General features: G+C 44.4%; 1 protein-coding gene. It reads left to right on the forward strand.

Annotated features, from left to right (window positions below):
• Window positions 1–74 precede the first annotated feature (74 nt).
• A complete protein-coding gene (gene rpsF, locus DDE10_RS23250; RefSeq protein WP_005598107.1) occupies window positions 75–449 on the forward strand; it encodes a 30S ribosomal protein S6 in 375 nt (124 codons plus the stop codon).
• Window positions 450–520: the final 71 nt, after the last annotated feature.

Genomic DNA, 520 nt, shown 5'->3' on the forward strand with positions numbered 1-520 from the left:
TGTTTTTTTAATCCTTGCTTCCACAAGTTGGTGACTGGCTAAAGTTGGAGGCTGCTAACCCGTAAGGATAGTCAATGCGTCACTACGAAATCGTTTTTATGGTTCACCCGGACCAAAGCGAACAAGTACCGGCAATGATTGAGCGTTACACAGCGTCTGTTAAAGAAGCTGGCGGTCAAGTTCATCGCTTAGAAGATTGGGGTCGTCGTCAATTAGCATACCCAATCAACAAACTTCACAAAGCACACTACGTGTTAATGAATGTAGAAGCACCTCAAAGTGTAATCGACGAGTTAGAAACTAACTTCCGTTATAACGATGCAGTTCTTCGTAACTTAATCGTTCACACTAAAGCGGCAGTAACTGAAGCGTCACCAATGGTGAAAGCGAAAGAAAGCAAAGTTGCTGAAGCGGTAGCTGAAGTTGAATCAGAGGAAGCTGGCGAGTAATTCGCCGATTGATAATTGCTTAATTCTGAGCGGCTCGGTCGCTTCAACGGTTAAGCAAAGCCAAAACCCGT

The sequence above is a fragment of the Sphingosinicella terrae genome (genome assembly GCF_003347635.1).
In the GTDB taxonomy this organism is placed as follows: Bacteria; Pseudomonadota; Alphaproteobacteria; order Sphingomonadales; family Sphingomonadaceae; genus Allosphingosinicella; species Allosphingosinicella terrae.

Bases quoted from the DNA above. Each gene is read 5' to 3' on its own strand.
- rpsF (WP_005598107.1), top strand. From the start codon at position 75: ATGCGTCACTACGAAATCGTTTTTATGGTTCACCCGGACCAAAGCGAA.